Origin of the sequence: Dongia rigui (assembly GCF_034044635.1) — a bacterium.
Lineage (GTDB): Bacteria > Pseudomonadota > Alphaproteobacteria > Dongiales > Dongiaceae > Dongia > Dongia rigui.
On sequence record NZ_JAXCLX010000002.1, the window covers coordinates 584831 to 597273 of the forward strand.

The 12443-nt window shown below is 57.9% G+C and carries 20 protein-coding genes and 1 tRNA gene; 11 read left to right on the plus strand and 10 right to left on the minus strand.

Translation table 11 applies throughout. The features are described from left to right. Window positions 1-48: 48 nt before the first annotated feature. The 8 genes from SMD31_RS14230 (at window position 49) to SMD31_RS14265 (ending at window position 4964) form a co-directional block, all read left to right on the plus strand. Window positions 49-357 carry an integration host factor subunit alpha gene (locus tag SMD31_RS14230; RefSeq protein WP_320501562.1) on the plus strand — a complete coding sequence of 103 codons (309 nt, stop codon included), beginning with the start codon at window positions 49-51 and terminating at the stop codon, window positions 355-357. After that, the gene (locus tag SMD31_RS14235) at window positions 354-980 is read left to right on the plus strand and encodes a MerR family transcriptional regulator (protein ID WP_320501563.1); all 627 of its coding nucleotides are present in this window, start codon (window positions 354-356) and stop codon (window positions 978-980) included. The genes SMD31_RS14230 and SMD31_RS14235 overlap by 4 nt, the downstream gene beginning before the upstream one ends. Before the next feature lie 397 nt (window positions 981-1377). After that, a tRNA-Pro gene (locus SMD31_RS14240) sits at window positions 1378-1454 on the plus strand. Window positions 1455-1845: 391 nt separating this feature from the next. Further along, the gene (locus tag SMD31_RS14245; protein WP_320501564.1) at window positions 1846-2610 is read left to right on the plus strand and encodes a DNA-processing protein DprA; all 765 of its coding nucleotides are present in this window, start codon (window positions 1846-1848) and stop codon (window positions 2608-2610) included. Continuing rightward, window positions 2594-3280, plus strand: a complete 687-nt coding sequence (locus SMD31_RS14250) for a hypothetical protein (protein WP_320501565.1) — start codon at window positions 2594-2596, stop codon at window positions 3278-3280. The genes SMD31_RS14245 and SMD31_RS14250 overlap by 17 nt, the downstream gene beginning before the upstream one ends. A 23-nt stretch (window positions 3281-3303) precedes the next feature. After that, complete coding sequence (locus tag SMD31_RS14255) at window positions 3304-4371, plus strand: hypothetical protein (RefSeq protein WP_320501566.1); 1068 nt, start codon at window positions 3304-3306, stop codon at window positions 4369-4371. Beyond that, window positions 4368-4571, plus strand: coding sequence for a hypothetical protein (locus tag SMD31_RS14260; protein WP_320501567.1), 204 nt, complete (start codon window positions 4368-4370; stop codon window positions 4569-4571). The genes SMD31_RS14255 and SMD31_RS14260 overlap by 4 nt, the downstream gene beginning before the upstream one ends. 21 nt (window positions 4572-4592) lie before the next feature. After that, window positions 4593-4964 carry a hypothetical protein gene (locus SMD31_RS14265; protein WP_320501568.1) on the plus strand — a complete coding sequence of 124 codons (372 nt, stop codon included), beginning with the start codon at window positions 4593-4595 and terminating at the stop codon, window positions 4962-4964. Window positions 4965-4980: 16 nt separating this feature from the next. On the opposite strand, the gene SMD31_RS14270 is transcribed toward SMD31_RS14265, so the two are convergent. Then, window positions 4981-5373 (minus strand): hypothetical protein, encoded by a 393-nt coding sequence (locus tag SMD31_RS14270; RefSeq protein WP_320501569.1) that lies wholly within the window; start codon window positions 5371-5373, stop codon window positions 4981-4983. Window positions 5374-5549: 176 nt separating this feature from the next. On the opposite strand from SMD31_RS14270, the gene SMD31_RS14275 reads away from it, so the two are divergent. From SMD31_RS14275 to SMD31_RS14285, 3 genes are all read left to right on the plus strand, one after another. Further along, window positions 5550-5732, plus strand: a complete 183-nt coding sequence (locus tag SMD31_RS14275; RefSeq protein ID WP_320501570.1) for a hypothetical protein — start codon at window positions 5550-5552, stop codon at window positions 5730-5732. 59 nt (window positions 5733-5791) lie between these two features. Beyond that, a complete protein-coding gene (locus tag SMD31_RS14280; RefSeq protein WP_320501571.1) occupies window positions 5792-6148 on the plus strand; it encodes a hypothetical protein in 357 nt (118 codons plus the stop codon). Window positions 6149-6236: 88 nt separating this feature from the next. Beyond that, complete coding sequence (locus tag SMD31_RS14285) at window positions 6237-6683, plus strand: hypothetical protein (protein WP_320501572.1); 447 nt, start codon at window positions 6237-6239, stop codon at window positions 6681-6683. A gap of 165 nt (window positions 6684-6848) precedes the next feature. Here the strand turns inward: SMD31_RS14285 and SMD31_RS14290 are convergent, their stop codons facing one another. The 9 genes from SMD31_RS14290 to SMD31_RS14330 form a co-directional block, all read right to left on the minus strand. Further along, the gene (locus tag SMD31_RS14290) at window positions 6849-7094 is read right to left on the minus strand and encodes a hypothetical protein (RefSeq protein ID WP_320501573.1); all 246 of its coding nucleotides are present in this window, start codon (window positions 7092-7094) and stop codon (window positions 6849-6851) included. Beyond that, a complete protein-coding gene (locus tag SMD31_RS14295; protein WP_320501574.1) occupies window positions 7091-7264 on the minus strand; it encodes a hypothetical protein in 174 nt (57 codons plus the stop codon). The genes SMD31_RS14290 and SMD31_RS14295 overlap by 4 nt, the downstream gene beginning before the upstream one ends. Window positions 7265-7273: 9 nt before the next feature. After that, a complete protein-coding gene (locus SMD31_RS14300) occupies window positions 7274-8383 on the minus strand; it encodes a hypothetical protein (RefSeq protein ID WP_320501575.1) in 1110 nt (369 codons plus the stop codon). Between the two features lie 79 nt (window positions 8384-8462). After that, complete coding sequence (locus SMD31_RS14305; protein WP_320501576.1) at window positions 8463-8726, minus strand: hypothetical protein; 264 nt, start codon at window positions 8724-8726, stop codon at window positions 8463-8465. A 47-nt stretch (window positions 8727-8773) separates the two neighbouring features. Continuing rightward, on the minus strand, window positions 8774-9121 hold the full coding sequence (locus SMD31_RS14310) for a hypothetical protein (protein ID WP_320501577.1): 348 nt from the start codon (window positions 9119-9121) through the stop codon (window positions 8774-8776). A 562-nt stretch (window positions 9122-9683) separates the two neighbouring features. After that, a complete protein-coding gene (locus tag SMD31_RS14315; RefSeq protein ID WP_320501578.1) occupies window positions 9684-10055 on the minus strand; it encodes a helix-turn-helix domain-containing protein in 372 nt (123 codons plus the stop codon). Beyond that, window positions 10055-10309: a helix-turn-helix transcriptional regulator gene (locus SMD31_RS14320; protein WP_320501579.1), complete on the minus strand. Its 255-nt coding sequence runs from the start codon at window positions 10307-10309 to the stop codon at window positions 10055-10057. The genes SMD31_RS14315 and SMD31_RS14320 overlap by 1 nt, the downstream gene beginning before the upstream one ends. Before the next feature lie 89 nt (window positions 10310-10398). After that, entirely contained in the window at window positions 10399-10941 is a 543-nt protein-coding gene (locus SMD31_RS14325) for a hypothetical protein (RefSeq protein WP_320501580.1), read from the minus strand. A 43-nt stretch (window positions 10942-10984) separates the two neighbouring features. Beyond that, window positions 10985-12235, minus strand: coding sequence for a tyrosine-type recombinase/integrase (locus tag SMD31_RS14330; protein WP_320501581.1), 1251 nt, complete (start codon window positions 12233-12235; stop codon window positions 10985-10987). Window positions 12236-12443: the final 208 nt, after the last annotated feature.

Consider the following 12443-nt stretch of genomic DNA (forward strand, 5'->3'; position numbering starts at 1 on the left):
GACGTGGGGGCCGGTCGGGTTGGGCACAATAGAAGAAGGGCGGGGGAGATGAAGGGTAACACCATCACGCGCGCACATCTGGCCGAAGCCGTCTATCAAGAGGTCGGCCTGTCGCGTAACGAATCCGCCGAGCTGGTTGACACCGTGCTCGATGAAGTTTCGCATGCACTCGTTCGTGGCGAGAGCGTCAAGATCTCGTCCTTCGGCAGCTTCCTCGTGCGTCTCAAGGGCGAGCGTGTTGGCCGCAACCCGAAGACCGGCGAAGAGGTTCCAATCAAGCCGCGGCGCGTGCTCGTGTTCCGCGCCTCGCATGTCTTGAAGGACCGGGTCAACAAGGGCGCTGAGCAGAAAGCATGAGCTCGTCGGCAGAACGGCTTCCCGCCGCCGACAGAGGTGCGGGCGACCCCTTGAGCGGCAAGCACGACGCCGCGGCCCAGCGCCGCGCGAATGCGCGCCGGGTCGAAAAGGCCGCCGGCGCTTTCCGGACCATTTCGGAAGTCGCCGACGACCTCGAAGTCCCGCAGCACGTGCTGCGCTTCTGGGAAACCAAATTCCCGCAGATCAAGCCGATGAAGCGGGGCGGTGGCCGCCGCTATTACCGGCCGGAGGACGTGGACTTGCTCCGCGCCATCCGCGGCCTGCTCTATGACCAGGGCTATACGATCAAGGGCGTCCAGAAGCTGATCCGCGAGGGCGCTTTGCGCCTGGGTGCTGATCTCGCCGAGGTCGAAGCCTTGGGCCTGGGTCCGGACTCCCATGGCAATGGCCATGCCGACGGCCACACGGTCGCCGAGGCGGGATTGACCGGCGACGGCGCGACCGACCCGGCCATGGCCGCCAAGATCGGCCAGGCAGCCGCCATGCTGGATTTGCCGCTCTTCAAGGCCGCCACCCTCGACGAGCGCCAAATGCGCGAGGTGAAGGCCATCACCACCGAACTCGAAGAACTGCGCGACCGCCTGAGGAAGGTCCTCGGCTGAGCCGGTTCTGATTGTTCTGAATTTTTAGGGAAAGCCGGGCCTTCGTGCCGGGCTTTTTCATTTAGGAGATGGGGGCGCTGCCCCCATGCCCCCGCCTCAATAAACCCGGTCATACCAAAATGACTTCGTCATCCCCGGGCTTGGCCCGGGGATCCACGAGTTTGCGCGCGACTGAAGGAACTCGTGGATGCCCGGGCCAAGCCCGGGCATGACGATGAGGGGGAGCGAAGGCCCTCCCTCCCCATTAACTATTTGCCCCCGCCCGGCTTCTTTACATTGCGCAGGGAGGATGGGGCCGCTATATAGGGCGCGCATTCGGCACCCCCTTGGGTTCCGGGATTTATCCCGCCCACAGCCAATGCCCGGACCCCCTCAGCGGGCACCCCGGATCGAGCGTCGGAGCGTGGCGCAGCCTGGTAGCGCACTAGACTGGGGGTCTAGGGGTCGCAGGTTCAAATCCTGTCGCTCCGACCATTATTTCAATGCCTTACACTGCGCCTCGACCGACCTGGACGGTTAAATCCGCGTCGAGGGTAACAGTGTGGGTAACGGTGAGAAAAAAGACGACGTAAGCCCTTGAGGCTTGGCAGTGCGAACCGCGTTTGCATCAGTGCCTGTTCGAGTCGACAGAGGCGTTGATCATTGTCATCACACTTGCGGTCGGAACAGACAATGGTGGCTCGCATTCAGGTTGTGTTAGTTGCTCCTTTCAAGGTGCTGAAAATACGTTTTTTTCTAGAATCCTAGATCTGCGGTGGGCGCTAACACATTGATAAATTTAAGTCTCTGATTGGCACGTGTTGCATTTTGCAATACACTTAGCAGTATGTAGCGTGCCAAGTTTTGGGGGGGCAGGATGCTCAACATGGCAGTTAAAAGAAGGGCACAACGCCCTCCCCAATCTGATCGATATCTCGGACCGCAGGATACTGAAACACGGTCCTTGGCGGAGTTACTTACTTACGCGGGCCGTTCTGCGAGTTCTGCAAAGTCGGAAGATTTGTTTAAAACGCCGTCGGACCCCGACGGGGCGAAGAACCTTGCCATTCATTACGCGGGCGATCTGAGCCTGCTTAAGCGGCCATGTGTTGCCATCGTAGGCACGAGAAAGGTTTCGCCGGCAGGCGCCGCTCGCGCTCGCCGTTTGGCCAGAGAGTTGGTTGAAAGGGGCGTGGTTGTCGTGTCCGGCCTCGCCACCGGCGTGGATGCTAACGCCCATTCCAGCGCTTTGGAGGCGGGCGGCCGTACTATCGCCGTTATTGGCACTCCGCTCGATAAGGCCTATCCGGCTGAGAATGCCTGGCTGCAACAGGAAATCTATAACCATCATCTTCTGGTCAGCCAGTTCGATGTTGGGAGCCGCGTATTTCCGGCTAACTTCCCCAGGCGCAATAAGGTGATGGCAGCGCTGAGCGATGCCACCGTCATTATTGAAGCTTCGGATTCGTCCGGCACCCTTCACCAAGCCGCTGAGTGCGTGCGGCTTGGTAGATGGCTCTTCATCGCTCGCTCCGCCGTGGAGGATCCCGGTTTGAAATGGCCCAAGTCGTTCTTGGACCAACCGAGGACCGCCGTTCTGGATCGTGTAGATGATATCGTGAGAGCCATCGGCCATGAGCAGACCAATTAAAGTCTGGTCGCTTCTATATTATCTCGCGGAAGTCGAAGGACTGACTTGGCGCGGCGTTGACTACACCACCAACAAGATGATCAAGGCGATGAAGGGGAAGCCTATCAAAGGCTACCTAAATCTAAAAGTTGGCGGTCAAAATAAAACCTTCAATCAGCAGAACGTGACCGAACTCGTCGCCGTGATGAGACAGGAAGTAGCGCGGAAGCTGAAAAGCTCGGTAGCAGATAAGTTCTGCATTGTGCCCATTCCGAATTCTTCCGCCGTCTCATCGTCCGACGACGAATTTCGTACCTACGCTGACGCCAAGGCTATTGCCGCGGGCCTTGGAGAAAGCGCGTGCGCCGTCTCTTCGCTCAGATGGAAGACGGCATTGAAGCCAGCACACGAAGGTGGCTCAAGGGATCCCAGCTTTCTCTTCGACAATCTAGTGGTGATGGAGAAACCGAAGGGCCCCGTTGTTCTCTATGATGACGTACAGACCACCGGGAGCCACATGGTCGCGTGCTACCGGAAACTCGAAGAAATAGGATTCCCTCCTATTTTGGGCATCGTGGTGGGCCGTGCGATCAAAGAACAAAGAGACCCAGCAATTGGCTGGCATGACGAAGATGTCGAGACGGAAGAGGTCGCCTTCGACTGGGACGCTTTTTTCAAAACTGAGATCTGATCTCTATTGGGGCCGGGATCAACTTGAGCGAAATTGTTTTCATCCTCGGGGCTGGAGCTTCGGTGCCGGCCGGTGCCCCAATAATGAGCGACTTCCTTGATCGAGCTCGTGATATCTGGGCCGATCCACATAGGGTAGTTGCCGAAGATGTGCCGCATTATCAGCGGGTCTTTAATGCCCTTCAGGTCCTGCAAGCTGTGCACTCAAAGTCCAACCTCGATTTGGTGAACATCGAGAGTGTGTTCACCCTTCTGGAGATGGCTGAATTACTTCAAAGAATGCCGGGGAATTTCGAGAACCCAGGCGACGCTCTTAGCAGCTTGAAGAAGGTCATTGCGGCGACGTTGTCGGCATCTGTGAGATTTCCTGTCGCGAATCGCGGAATTGGGCAAGCCGCGGGGTATGCCGGCTTCGTGGATATGTTGCAGCGGATTGGTGAGATCGACCGGGGCAGACACAGCATTTCTGTCGTCACTTTCAACTACGATCTGGGCCTGGACTTCTCGTTGCTTGGAAGAGGCATACAGTACGGGTTGGGAGAGGAGCAACGACAAGGGGTGCCAGTCTTCAAGCTCCATGGCTCACTTAACTGGGTCTCTAAAGAAGAAACGGGCGAGGTCATCCCTCTGATGCCGGACGCCCTCATGCGAACGATCGACCCTCTTCGATGGGTCGGTGAAGAGACAGTTCCGCTTAACTTTTATGCCAATCTTAAGACATCGGCTGCCGAAATTGGGATTGCTGGCGTTTCCTCTGATCCGGTCATCGTGCCGCCAACATGGAAGAAAGGTGAGCATCAACGCTCACTCGCCCGCGTCTGGCAAGGCGCTGCAATGCACTTGAATGAAGCGCAGTACATATTCGTTTGTGGGTACTCTTTGCCGGAGACTGACGGGTTCTTTAAAATGCTCTATGCCTTGGGCACTGCAGGGGGGCAGCCACTGCGCACTTTCCACGTACTGGATCCAGATCCGAACGTGGATCAACGCTTTCGAGCGCTGCTAGGACCTGGTGCACAAGGTCGTTACCGGTATCAGCAGGGCTTCTTCGAAGATCTGCCTGGAACGGTCCTTAGATATTTCGGTCAGTGACCTCGCCGATCGACATCATGCGCTGCGCGAAGCTGCTCTGCGACCAGTACGGCGCCGAGGCGGATCTGATCGCGGCCGTGCGCGCCGATCGGCTGCTGGAGCAGGGCGAACTCGACGGCTACGCAACTTGGAAGGCGATCTTGCGGGCGATTGTCGACATTCGATCTCAAACTCCGCGCGACGGCCAATCGGTCCACTAGCATCGCACTAGGGATGACAAAATGAACAAACGAGAGTTTGCATTTGCGTGTGCCGATGTTGTCTTGGTCGTCATAGTGCTCGTCTGGATGCTGCGCGATGGACCAACCAAAGATGCGGTCATCGGGGTGATGACGGTACTCGGAGCCGTACTCGCGTTTGTGTCTGCGGCCATATGGGAAAAGTCGGCCCGGGTTCCAGTGGAGACAGGGCTGCCAACAGATTCTGACGGCAATGTGTTCATGGGGCATCTAAATCTCAACGCCAAGATAATGGAACTGGACGCGTTGATGCGGGCCGCCAAAGCCGCCAATCGCTTGAATAGCATTGCCGCACGTTTCGCCGGAGCGTCCGCCGCCGTGTTTTTTTTGATTGCGGTCCTTTCCGCCCTCTAGGCGAAATCTCTCCCCATCACTTTGTCTTTCGCCGACTGCCACGCCCGCGGACGATCACAGGCAACGCACCGATCGCCTTGTGCCTGGCAGCCTCCTCAGGCGTCGCGATGTGGGGATCTCCACCCTCATGCGCAAACTGCTTGCGCGGTTCCCCAGGCTGGCGCCGATCGTCCCAGGGCCGCTTACCGGCATAGGCTAGATGGAAGGCAATGGAGGCGTTTCTGAAGCCGCACTTCCGGCATTTCAGGCGGGCAAGGTAGTAGCGGATCCCGATGCCGGCAGAGAGCCGCTGCGCCAGCCGCTCGGCTTGGTCAGGCTCGATCAGGCGCTCGCCGCCACACCCGGGCACGAGGCAGCGTAGTGTCCCCCATAGCTTCGGCGCGCCGTGCTTGTCGTGTAGTTCCGGCATGGCGCCTCCCCGATCTGGGGCAGAGCCTAAACGAGAACATCATGAGAACTCAATAGGTCGGTATACCCGAAAGTCGACATCGGTTTGAGACAACCGGGCAATCGAAGATTGTGGCGCCGCGGAGCAAATGCACGCGGGGCCGCCGGCGCTTTGCCGGCATCTATGGGGTAGAAATCATGGCAGCCAACCTGACAACCGCTGAAGTCAAGGCCGACATCGAGCACGTCCGGGCCGAGCTTGTTCAGACCATCCACGAGGTCGCAAAGGCGCTTGCCAAGCGCGGCGGCGGCGAAGTGCTATCGGCCGTAGCTGCGGATCTGACCAAAGAGGCCGCAGCGCTGCGGCGCTTGGCCAGCTAGCAGTCGGCCGGCGGCGGGCGGCGCTGCGTCCGCCGTCACCTTGACCAAAGATCCGCGCCATGATGCGATTGCTGTTAGCAATGGAGTGGGGCGCTATGATCGACGCGGACGATGTGAAGAAGGATGTTGTTGGCCGGTCGATTTTGACCCGCATTGAACATCTAGAAGGTCAAGGCCGTGAGCCGACGGACTGGGAACGGTATCAGCTTGCTGGTGCGATCCAGTCTCTTGCGATCGGCTGGTACGCCCACGCTCAGACTTGCGTCGCTCTCTCAAAGGTACCGGAAGGAGAGGTCTCGCCGACGTTCACTGGCGTTCGGCATCCGGAGTTGGCGCACCTCGACACCGCACGTCTGCGACAAGCGCTGGCGCATGCAGGCGGCATGCCACCATTTAATTTTTGGCAGCAATTCTGAAGCGTCCAAGATGGCAAGGTACGCTAGGCCCAGCATTTTCGGCTTAGACGATCCGGGATCCTGGCTAGACAAAGCAGAGCGGGAGCTTATGCGGTATGAAGAGGCGAGCCGGCGCGAAGACAAGATCGACCACATTGTCAATTTTGCGCTAGCGATTTCCCATGTTGCCGAATGGCAATGGTATACGACGCTACAGCATCACCCGCGCTGGAAACATCTGTCGCTGTCCGCCTTTCGTCGGTATGCTTTTGCAATGGAGCCAGCCCTTGGCTACATGGAAACTATTTGCATATCAGCGAAGCATCCGGAGCTCGACAGCCATAGGCCCGAGTTCGGGGACGCAGCCGCGACGGCGACTCTGGATCTGATTGAACTGCGCCCTGCCCCAGAGACGGGAGAACCCAAGCCTGTCTATCTCCTGAATGAGGACTACACGTTCTCTGGGGGTGAGCACTTTGTGCAGGACTTCCTCGGGCTAGCCTTAGACTCAATGTCTTTCTGGCGCCAGTTCGATCCAGATCATTCGCCAGTGTAGATTTGGCTGTCCTGACAATAGAAGCCCCGCGCGGTCCGCTGCCCGCGCGGGGCCATCCCTACCATCAACCCAACCGCCATCTGCCCATCGCGGCGGGCGGCTGTGCCGGCGTGCGATCCCGCCGGCTATCGCGGTCGGTCATGAAGAAACCCGGCCGCGAACTCTTCAGTGAAATGTGGCGTTCCACTCCTGCGGCCGCAGGAGTGCAATCAGCTGCATCATGTCTATACGCGGTAACTGCACTTCGATTGGCGTAACATCACCGGGGCATCCGAGCACGAGAACGCACTTGGCCACCGAGCCGTCGGCCGCCGCCTCTAACGCAACGTGTTCGACGTCGCCAAATGTTGGCCGAAGCGCCGCCATGGCTTCACGCAAGGCGCGGGCCGCAGGATGCTCCGGTACCGTCATTCGCCGCCTGGCTTGGCAGCCTTCGAAGCGACTTCGAGCTCGGCAATACGATGCTCGGCAACCGCCAACCTTTCGCGCAGTGCAGCCGTAGTTTCTGCCATGGTAGCTTTCAGATGCTCGCCGACCTTACGGCCGAACTCTTCTGGGTCGAATGTCGTTTTCTTAACCATGACGACTCCTTAGCTCGCCGGTATGAACGGCAGATCCGGGAAGATGCCGTCAACAAGGACGACCGCCGCCGGTGTAATCGGTTTCCACGCGATGCGTCGAATCATCCGCAAGGCAATTAAATTGCTCTGCCACAAACTCACCATCGTACGGCCGGCGGCGGCGGCCGCATTCTGGCCAGGATCATCTCTCATTTCGACAGCACCTTGCTCGGAGGCCTTGAAATCACCGCCATCGGTGGTAACGGCGATTAGGCCGGGGTCTATAACGACGATTTTGAATTCGGTCGGTAGTTCGCTTGAGCCAAGATCCGGAACTCGCAGTGGAGATGCATTCGAAGTCACAACGGAAACGCCACCGATGTCGCCACCGTTGACGCCAACGTTTTCGTACTTCGATCCACCGCGGTTGTGCAGAAAGAAGGCCAGGATTGGATTTAGCAGGATGCAGAGCCGCTTCGCATCGCCACCCTGTATGACAGCTGTGGCAATGGAGGTAACGATGGCCCGGTCGATGTCTTCGATATCGCCACTACCTACTGTTATTGGTGTGATGCCGTTCGTAATCGCTGCTGGGATCACGCCAGGGGTGCCTGAATTGGCGGCGTCGAGAAAAGCGATGTCGATCGCGTCTGACGTTGTGCGAATCAGATCACTTTGAAACTGTTCTTCGCCTTCGACTGTTTCAGCTCTTACCGCTTCAATTGTTTCCACGGTCAGGCTCGCGACCTTTAAAGGCACAATCGTACTAGGCTGAAAGTCACCTCGAATCAGAGGAATGCCACCGCCTTCGCCAACGAACGCGCCGACTGAGGCCGACGCATTTAGGACAGTACGAACGCGCGGCGCTACGCGGCGAAGACCTGGCATTTGTCCCAGAACCGACCGTCGATCGCCGAGTTCAAAAAACTCCTCTTGCTGACCTCGGACGTCTGCTGATAGGCCGGACTCGCTTGTCGCGGCGCCGACCATCGCCTTGACGATCCCGAAAGCACGGCTGCTCTGTCCGTAATTGTTTGCCGCATCGTGCAACGCCTCATTCAGATCGCCCTTCGCGCGCATCATGGCGAGCATGGCCCGAACAACGGCCCGGCCTTTCCCTTCGACCCTAAAGACCGTCATCTCTTGCCTCTTCCAAGCTCTCTGGTTGCAGCGAATGATGCAATCGACTCATGCAACATGAAAGGAACGATCGGGAACATCATTCTTGTTCGGTGTTGCGGCCAATGAACTCGACAATGCTAGAGATCCGCACGTACCGATATCGCCCGCGACGAAAGGTCCGAAGAAGCTCATCAAGTTGCGTGCGCCGGTTTTGAAGTGTTTTGATACTTAGCCTACACAATGTCGCGGCATCTTTTTCAGACACGGCGTCACGACCTTCCGGCGCGATCACCGTCGCCATCTCCTGCTCCAGGATCTCGGCCCTAAGTTTCGCTTCGATCAACGCCCGGCTATCAGGCACCGGCAAACCCTCCGCTAAGGCGGCAAATGGGCATCCTTGGCACATCCTCATTTCCGCCCCCTTCCGTCGCTGGCTAAACCAAGTGCGCGAGCAAGCTTCCCGACCAAGGCGGTCGTGCGATCGACCGCTGATGCTGTCGCGATGAACGACTTGGCTGTTGATCCGCAGCAGTGAGATCGGGCGGCCTCCGCGGCAGCACGGTCAAACAATGCCTGCAGTTGGCTCAAGCGCTTGCGCGCAAGGATCAGCGACACCACATCGTCAATTTCGGCGGGCATAACGGGCCGATTCAATGCAGTTCGCTGCCTGCAAATGCGCCGAAACTGCATTTTTCCGTCCACATCGAGCGCAGCCGGCGGCGAGATGCGCGCGGATCTATTGGGTTTCTGGGCCATCAATCGAATCTCCACAAAAAAGCAGCGGCCGGCCGGAAAAAATTTCCGCAAGAAATTGGTGGGTGTCGCCGGATTCGCGCAGTGTGTCTTCCGAGGTCCCCCCGGTCTCAGCACTCAGCCGTCGTCATCGTCATCGTCATTCCTGTCGGTACTTAGGCATCACCTTCTTCATCGGACGACGCGTCTGTCGCGTCGTAATGTGGGCTGTTGAAGATGGGCTGTTCTTTAGGCTGTTTAGATTGGCTGTTATCTACGGCGACACGCAGATGTCGCTTTGGAATGTCCCGCATGTCGTTTTCAGGTCGCCGCCTTGTCGCTTTGTCCAGGACACCAGACGTCGTTATTGAAGGCACAAATCGAGAGAGGGAAACGACGTCTCGTGGCGTGTTTGGATTCGAAGGTGCGACGATGTTAACGACGGGTCGTGCCGCTTCTGTAAATCGCGGTGCGACTATGTGTACGACAGTCCGTGTCGTTTCTAAGGGCCGGGGCGCGACTATGTGTATGACAGTCCGTGTCGTTTTCGATGAGGATAGGACCTCAGGAGATTTGGTATCGTCTTTCATGTTTCCGTGTCTTCGTGTCCTTGTGAACTTCCAAGCTGGTCGGCGGACGCGTCAGCATCTGAATGGGGGCGGACTTCGGCATCATCCACCTCTGGATAGAGGACGGATAAGAACCGCCTTCGATAACCTAGAGAGGTATCGAACCCCTGTTCTTTGCGAAGATAACCGAGATCGATAAGCCGCTTGACGTGACGCTGAATTGATCGCCGATGCAAACCAAGATCTTGAGCAAGGCGCTCGGTGGATACCCAGCAAGTTCCCTTGCGATTGACGTAGATCGCTATGGCACACAGGGCACGCAGGTCATCACCACTCAATCGACGATCGGATACGGCGGCTGCAGGAAGACGGGCGAAACGGCCCGTCATCACAGAGCCCCCTTGACCTTGTCGTTCGGGTGGATGCCTTCGGCCTTGTCGACAGTACTTTGTAACGACTGTGCGTTGTTCAGGCGTGACCTAACCCAAATATCAACTTCGTCCGCATTGAATGCGACGCTGTTCGGGCCAAGTCGGATGCTGGCGGGAAAGCCATTGGCACGCTGCCAACGAGCAAGCGTGACGCGATTTGTAACAATCTTTCTTGCGACCAAATCTGGATATCGGTAAAGGCGCATCGCCATCCTCCATGTTTAAAGATGGCTAACCATGCAGCTTCGAATGTGGGGGAAATATCCCCTCCCAGGAGTGCTTAATGCGCCTCTATTTCGCCTCACACCTTCCTGCGGCGAAAGAAGCGTCTTTCGGTAAAGTAGTCGACATAAAGATCCACATCCCACTGCCACCGATCCCGTACTTCGGCCGGTGCCGTGGACAGATAGGCGGCTCCTTCCGCGTGATACCGCCTGGCTGTTGCGGGTGAGGTCAGGTAAAGCGTTCCGTCGGGATCTTGCCCCCCAGAAATCTTCCACCCACGGCCCGACCTTCTTGGAAGGCTTTTGAACTTGTTATCGATGCTTCCTTTGATGGTTATCGTCGGGTCTTTGCGTTTGTCCAATTGCCACTGAACTTCTACAGCCCGCCAAGCCAAGAGTTTGCCGGGACCTCCCCATTTAGAAGGACGGCCTGCCGGCTTGGTTTCAACTACGCGGAGCTTCCAGATTTTGGCCTGAAGTGCTGCGACCAGAGAGACGACGCGATGCTCCCGGTCGTCAGAAATCAATTGTGCCAGCGATCTGGTTAGTTCGTCAGGAGCCTTCAGTGCTTCGGAAAGCGCAACTTGGTCCAGAATGAGAATGCGTCGTCTTTTCGTCATCGGGTGCGCACCAGTTTCTGCCAAGTTGTCGCGGCGATCGGAATTATGAGGCCTTCCGCGTCAACGACGTGACGTTGGATATTGGCGAAATGAGATTTGAGACGTGATTTGCCCACGCGTCAAAAGCATGGCGCTTTTCGTCTTCATACTCGAAAACGTCGTAGACGCGCTGGATGCCTCCTGGCACATGAGCTATACACCGCTCGGCAATGTGAGGCTCGATCCTAAGGCGCGAGAGGCCGCTGCGGAAGGTCCGGCGCAGGTCGTGCAAGCGCCAGTCCAGCATTGGTTTGGCTTCGGGGTTGGTCTCCTGGCGAGCCGCTAGGATCGCGACATCTAGCTGGATCTTCAATTTATTGAATCCACTAATCGGCGCATCGCCGCGGCGGCCGGTGCTGAACACATAGGTTGGCGTACTTTCGAGCGCAGCCACATCGTCGAGCACACCCAGCGCAAACCGAGATAGCGGGACTACATGGGCCTGCCTAGCCTTCATGCGCTGGGGCGGAAGGACCCAAAGATTGCGGTCTCGATCGATCTCGACATGCCTCATGTCCGAGACTTCCCGTCGGCGCTGGCCGGTGAGGAGCAAAAGGCGCACAAAACCCTGGAAGGCGTTGGCCAGCTTTTCGGTCGCCTGCCATACCTCCCTCAGCTCGGCATCGGTCAGGATCCTCTGACGATCGGCTTCCGGGAGCATCTTGATCCGGGCGGCGACGTTGGCGTCCAGCAGCTCGCGGTCCAGAGCGAAATTCAGCATATGCCGGATCAGTGCAAGCCGGCGGTTCCGAGCATAGACACCCTTCTCGGCCTCGATCTGGTCGAGAAGGGCCATGACCTTGCCTCGGGATAAGTCCCGAATGGGCGTGTTTTTCCAGGCCGGATTAAGATCGGCCTCAATGCCGTGATCCCAGAGGCCCTGGCCGGAGCTGATCTTGTCCAGGTGAGAGGTCTTGTAGGTCTCAGCAAACACCGCGAATGTGTCCGCTCGGCGCTTGGCCTCTTGGGCGATCTGTCGGGCGGCTACATGCCGGGGGTCCTGGCCCGTCTCGACCAGCTGCAATCGGTCCCTGGCATCCGCCCGGGCTTCAGCCAGGCTTTTCGCCGGGTACCTGCCGATCACATCCCGCACCAGCTTGCCGTCTATCCGGTAAAATACAAACCAGCTGGCGGCTCCGGTCGACGAGAGCCGGATGCCGAAGGCGGGGAGCGTGAGGTCGAAATAGTCGATTCGGCCGTCGGCCGGTGCCTTGAGGCTCTTTAGGGTGAGCTCAGTCAGCTTTTTACGCGGCATCTCGTGGTCTCCGGCCTAGCTTCTGGGTAACGCCAGGACAACACGGAGGGGTGTTTTCTGGCGTTCCATCCTGTTAGCTAAAGATATGGCTGACCTTGAGGAAAGCAAGGCGTAATGGGCATAACTCGTGGTTTCGCGTTATCTCCTGTTACTTGCTGTAACAGGTATTTTCGAGACTGGGGGTCTAGGGGTCGCAGGTTCAAATCCT

Coding starts and splice junctions, on each gene's coding strand:
- SMD31_RS14235 (WP_320501563.1), top strand. CDS start 354: ATGAGCTCGTCGGCAGAACGGCTTCCCGCCGCCGACAGAGGTGCGGGC.
- SMD31_RS14320 (WP_320501579.1), bottom strand. CDS start 10,309: ATGGCGATGCGCCTTTACCGATATCCAGATTTGGTCGCAAGAAAGATT.
- SMD31_RS14295 (WP_320501574.1), bottom strand. CDS start 7,264: ATGGTTAAGAAAACGACATTCGACCCAGAAGAGTTCGGCCGTAAGGTC.
- SMD31_RS14250 (WP_320501565.1), top strand. CDS start 2,594: ATGAGCAGACCAATTAAAGTCTGGTCGCTTCTATATTATCTCGCGGAA.
- SMD31_RS14285 (WP_320501572.1), top strand. CDS start 6,237: ATGCGGTATGAAGAGGCGAGCCGGCGCGAAGACAAGATCGACCACATT.
- SMD31_RS14290 (WP_320501573.1), bottom strand. CDS start 7,094: ATGACGGTACCGGAGCATCCTGCGGCCCGCGCCTTGCGTGAAGCCATG.
- SMD31_RS14245 (WP_320501564.1), top strand. CDS start 1,846: ATGGCAGTTAAAAGAAGGGCACAACGCCCTCCCCAATCTGATCGATAT.
- SMD31_RS14315 (WP_320501578.1), bottom strand. CDS start 10,055: ATGACGGGCCGTTTCGCCCGTCTTCCTGCAGCCGCCGTATCCGATCGT.
- SMD31_RS14230 (WP_320501562.1), top strand. CDS start 49: ATGAAGGGTAACACCATCACGCGCGCACATCTGGCCGAAGCCGTCTAT.
- SMD31_RS14265 (WP_320501568.1), top strand. CDS start 4,593: ATGAACAAACGAGAGTTTGCATTTGCGTGTGCCGATGTTGTCTTGGTC.
- SMD31_RS14280 (WP_320501571.1), top strand. CDS start 5,792: ATGATGCGATTGCTGTTAGCAATGGAGTGGGGCGCTATGATCGACGCG.
- SMD31_RS14330 (WP_320501581.1), bottom strand. CDS start 12,235: ATGCCGCGTAAAAAGCTGACTGAGCTCACCCTAAAGAGCCTCAAGGCA.
- SMD31_RS14275 (WP_320501570.1), top strand. CDS start 5,550: ATGGCAGCCAACCTGACAACCGCTGAAGTCAAGGCCGACATCGAGCAC.
- SMD31_RS14310 (WP_320501577.1), bottom strand. CDS start 9,121: ATGGCCCAGAAACCCAATAGATCCGCGCGCATCTCGCCGCCGGCTGCG.
- SMD31_RS14325 (WP_320501580.1), bottom strand. CDS start 10,941: ATGACGAAAAGACGACGCATTCTCATTCTGGACCAAGTTGCGCTTTCC.
- SMD31_RS14300 (WP_320501575.1), bottom strand. CDS start 8,383: ATGACGGTCTTTAGGGTCGAAGGGAAAGGCCGGGCCGTTGTTCGGGCC.
- SMD31_RS14270 (WP_320501569.1), bottom strand. CDS start 5,373: ATGCCGGAACTACACGACAAGCACGGCGCGCCGAAGCTATGGGGGACA.